Annotated in this window: 3 protein-coding genes and 1 pseudogene; 2 read left to right on the forward strand and 2 right to left on the reverse strand. The window is 70.6% G+C overall.

All coding sequences use genetic code 11. The features are described from left to right. Both GA0115259_RS41240 and GA0115259_RS27610 read left to right on the forward strand, forming a co-directional pair. Window positions 1-248 (forward strand): annotated as a pseudogene (locus GA0115259_RS41240) (hypothetical protein); the annotation flags it as partial. 220 nt (window positions 249-468) lie between these two features. Further along, the gene (locus tag GA0115259_RS27610) at window positions 469-2,139 is read left to right on the forward strand and encodes an alpha/beta hydrolase (RefSeq protein ID WP_093602078.1); all 1,671 of its coding nucleotides are present in this window, start codon (window positions 469-471) and stop codon (window positions 2,137-2,139) included. An 83-nt stretch (window positions 2,140-2,222) separates the two neighbouring features. On the opposite strand, the gene hemQ is transcribed toward GA0115259_RS27610, so the two are convergent. Together hemQ and hemG are read right to left on the reverse strand one after the other, a co-directional pair. Beyond that, window positions 2,223-2,939, reverse strand: a complete 717-nt coding sequence (gene hemQ, locus GA0115259_RS27615) for a hydrogen peroxide-dependent heme synthase (RefSeq protein ID WP_093602080.1) — start codon at window positions 2,937-2,939, stop codon at window positions 2,223-2,225. A 4-nt stretch (window positions 2,940-2,943) separates the two neighbouring features. After that, the coding region (gene hemG, locus GA0115259_RS27620; protein ID WP_093602082.1) for a protoporphyrinogen oxidase at window positions 2,944-3,686 on the reverse strand (743 nt) is incomplete at its 5' end.

Raw genomic sequence — 3,686 nt, forward strand, 5'->3', positions numbered from 1 at the left:
ATCCCGTACTGCAACGGCAGTTGCGGGCCGCCGCCCTGCCACGGCCGGGACATCACTTCTCCGCCGTCGGACACACCTCCGCCGAGGCGGTGGCATGGTGCGCGGGCGGAGATCCCGGTTCCGGTACGGGCTGCGGCGGATCGGGATCCGGCTGTGGCGCGAACTCCTGCGGGAGCAGCGGAGGTTCCTCCGGGAGCAGCTGTGGCGGCGGAGGCGGCAGCAGTTGCGGCGGCGGAGGCAGCTCCTGAGACCGGATCCCCTCCTCTGTCCCGTCTGTCCCGCCGCTGTCCCATCGCTCCCCCCGCACATCCCGCACGACTCCGCACCTCGGAAGAGCCTCCTGAGTGGCCCTCGGGCGCATCGGAGTCATCGCCTCCGACACCGCTCACCAGTCCTTGCGAAGCCCACTCCCGCTGCCGACCCTCTGTCTGCGGTTGATCCCACAACCGCAGGCCTGAAGGGAACGCGATGCGCGCATTGGCGAAGTACGGGGCTCTGACCACCCTCGGCTCCCTGGTCCTGTCGGCCCTCGTCGTCACTCCCGCGGACGGCGCCGACGGCACAGGCGACAGGACCAGCACGGGCGGCACGGGCTCCGGTATCGCGAGTGCGGTCATCTCCCGTACGAAGGCCGCCGCCGAGAGCCGTGGCGTCGCCCGTGCCGCCCGGCGCGCCGCCGCCACCGGTGTCGCGTTCGGCCCCTGTCCCAAGGCCGAGATGCTGCCGCCGCACATCACCTGCGGCACGGTCCAGGTCCCGCTCGACTACGCCGAGCCCGAAGGCAAGAAGATCCGTCTCACCGTCAGCCGTGTCCGCGCGAGCGGGGAGCCGGACCAGCGGCAGGGCGCGCTGGTCTTCAATCCCGGTGGCCCGGGCGCCTCCAGCATGTACTTCCCGATGGCCGCCGAGATGCCCGAGTGGAAGCGGATCGCCCAGGCGTACGACATCGTCGGCTACGCGCCTCGCGGAGTGGGCCGCTCCGCGCCGCTCTCCTGCCAGAATCCGGCGGACTTCACCAAGGCGCCGACCCAGTCGCCGACGCATCCCTCCGAGTCGTACAAACTGGAGCGGATCGCCGAGGCCAAGGCGTATGCCCAGGGCTGCGCCGAGAACACCGGTCCCGCCCTGGCCCACTTCACCTCGCTCAACAACGCCCGCGATCTGGACGTACTGCGCGCGGCGCTCGGCGAGGAGCGGCTGACCTTCATGGGCGCCTCGTACGGCACGTACTTCGGCGCGCTCTACGCCACGCTCTTCCCGTCCCATGTGCGCAGGATGGTCTTCGACTCGGCGGTCAATCCGGATCCGCGGCAGATCTGGTACGGCAACAACCTCGATCAGTCGGTGGCGTTCGAGCGCCGCTGGGCCGACTTCCGTACCTGGGTCGCCAAGCACCACAAGACCTACCGGCTCGGCACCACGCCGGAGGAAGTCCAGCGGAGTTACGAGACGGTGCGCGCCGCGGTGGCGCACGAGCCGGCCGGCGGAAAGGTCGGTCCCGGCCAGTTGCAGGCGGCGATGCTCGGGGCCGGTTACTACGACGACTACTGGGCGATGCGCGCCACCGCGCTCTCCGAGTACGTCAAGGGCAATCCGGCGCCGCTGATCGCACAGGCCTCGCCCAGACCGGTGGCCGCCGCCGACAGTGAGAACGGCAACGCCGTGTACACCGCCGTCGAGTGCAACGACGCGCCCTGGCCGACGGACTGGCAGGTGTGGGACCGGGACAACACCGAACTCGCGCGCCGCGCGCCCTTCGAGACCTGGGACAACGCCTGGATGAATCTGCCGTGCGCCTACTGGCCGATGCCACGGCAGCAGCCGCTCGATGTCCGTACCTGGCCGGGCGAGCTGCCGCCGACGCTGATCCTGGCGGCCGAGCGGGACGCGGCGACGCCGTACGAGGGAGCGCTCGAACTCCAGCGCAGGCTGGCCGGTTCCGCCCTGGTGACCGAGCGCGACGCCGGTACGCATGGGATCGCCGGCGGCAACAACGCCTGTGTCAACAAATATCTGGAGGACTATCTCCTCCGTGGAGAGGCACCGGTGCGGCGCGCGGAGTGCGCGCCGCACACGGAACCGAACCCGGTGTCGCTGGACGAGCGGTCGGGCAGCCGCAAGCTGCCGCCGATCGTCTGATCTTCCGGGCGGGACGGCCGGTCCGTACAGCCGAGGACCGGCCACCGAGCGCGGGCCACGGAAACCCGTGCGCGTGAGGCGTCTTAGGCCAGCCCGGCGACCAGTTCCGCGACCGACTTGCGGCGGCCCGTGTAGAACGGGACCTCCTCGCGGACATGCATCCGCGCCTCCGAGCCGCGCAGATGACGCATCAGATCGACGATCCGGTACAGCTCGTCGGCCTCGAAGGCGAGCACCCACTCGTAGTCGCCGAGCGAGAACGACGCCACGGTGTTGGCGCGTACGTCCGGATAACCGCGCGCCATTTTGCCGTGGTCCGCGAGCATCCTGCGACGGTCCTCGTCGGGCAGCAGATACCAGTCGTACGAGCGTACGAAGGGATAGACGCTCACATAGTTCCGAGGCGTCTCGTCGGCCAGGAAGGCCGGTACGTGCGACTTGTTGAACTCGGCGGGCCGGTGCAGCGCCATGTTCGACCAGACCGGCTCCAGCGCCCGTCCCAGCCGTGTGCGGCGGAAGCGGTTGTACGCCTCCTGGAGCTCGTCCGAGGTCTCGGCGTGCCACCAGATCATGACATCGGCGTCGGCGCGCAGCCCGGACACGTCGTAGGTGCCCCGTACGGTGATGTCCTTGGCGCCGAGCTGGTCGAACAGCTCCTGGACCTCCTCCGCGTAGCCGGTCCTGTCCTCGGGCAGCACGTCACGCAGCTTGAAGACGGACCACAGCGTGTAGCGGATGACCTCGTTGAGGTCCTTGGCCTTCTTGCCCGCGTTCGGGGTCTTCTCTGGAACAGCAGTCATGGCCCTATTCTCCCGCGCCGCGTCCGGTGCCCCACGCCAGGGTCGACGTGGCGATGATCTCGTCGGCCGCGCGGCGGGCGCTCGCGACACAGGCCGGGATGCCGACGCCGTCGTAGGGAGCGCCGCAGACGCGCAGGCCCGGCAGCTTGGCGACGGCCTCCCGGATCCGGGCGACCCGGGCCTGATGTCCCACGGGATACTGCGGCAGGCCGTCGATCCAGCGGGTGACCTCGGTGGCCACGGGACGCGCGGTGAGCCCGGTCGCCTCGGCGAGATCGCGCAGGGACACCTCGACCAGATCGGCGTCGTCCTGGTGCACCCGCTCCTCCTCGCCGTACCGCCCGATCGAGGTACGCAGCAGGAAGAGACCGGGCGCGGCGTCCGCGACCCAGCGCCACTTGCGGGTGGAGAAGGTCGACGCCTTGATCGTGTGTCCGTCCACGGGCGGTACGAGAAAGCCGCTGCCGTCGGGCAGCGCGTCGGCGTCGGCGCGTCGGAAGGCCATCGTCACCAGCGCCATCGAGGCGTACTCGATCGCGGCGAGTTCGGCGGAGGCGGCCGGGGACTCGTCGGCGAGCAGGGCGGCGGCGGACCACGCGGGAGCCGCCAGGACCACACCGTCGGCGGACAGCACCTCACGGTCGGTACGGATCCGCCACTGCTCGGCGGTACGGGTCAGACCGAGGACCGGGCTCTCCATACGGATCCGGCCGCCGCCGGCCCGTACGGCGTCGGCCACGGCGCCCG

Source organism: Streptomyces sp. MnatMP-M17, from assembly GCF_900091995.1.
In the GTDB taxonomy this organism is placed as follows: Bacteria; Actinomycetota; Actinomycetes; order Streptomycetales; family Streptomycetaceae; genus Streptomyces.

Coding starts and splice junctions, on each gene's coding strand:
- hemQ (WP_093602080.1), bottom strand. CDS start 2,939: ATGACTGCTGTTCCAGAGAAGACCCCGAACGCGGGCAAGAAGGCCAAG.
- GA0115259_RS27610 (WP_093602078.1), top strand. CDS start 469: ATGCGCGCATTGGCGAAGTACGGGGCTCTGACCACCCTCGGCTCCCTG.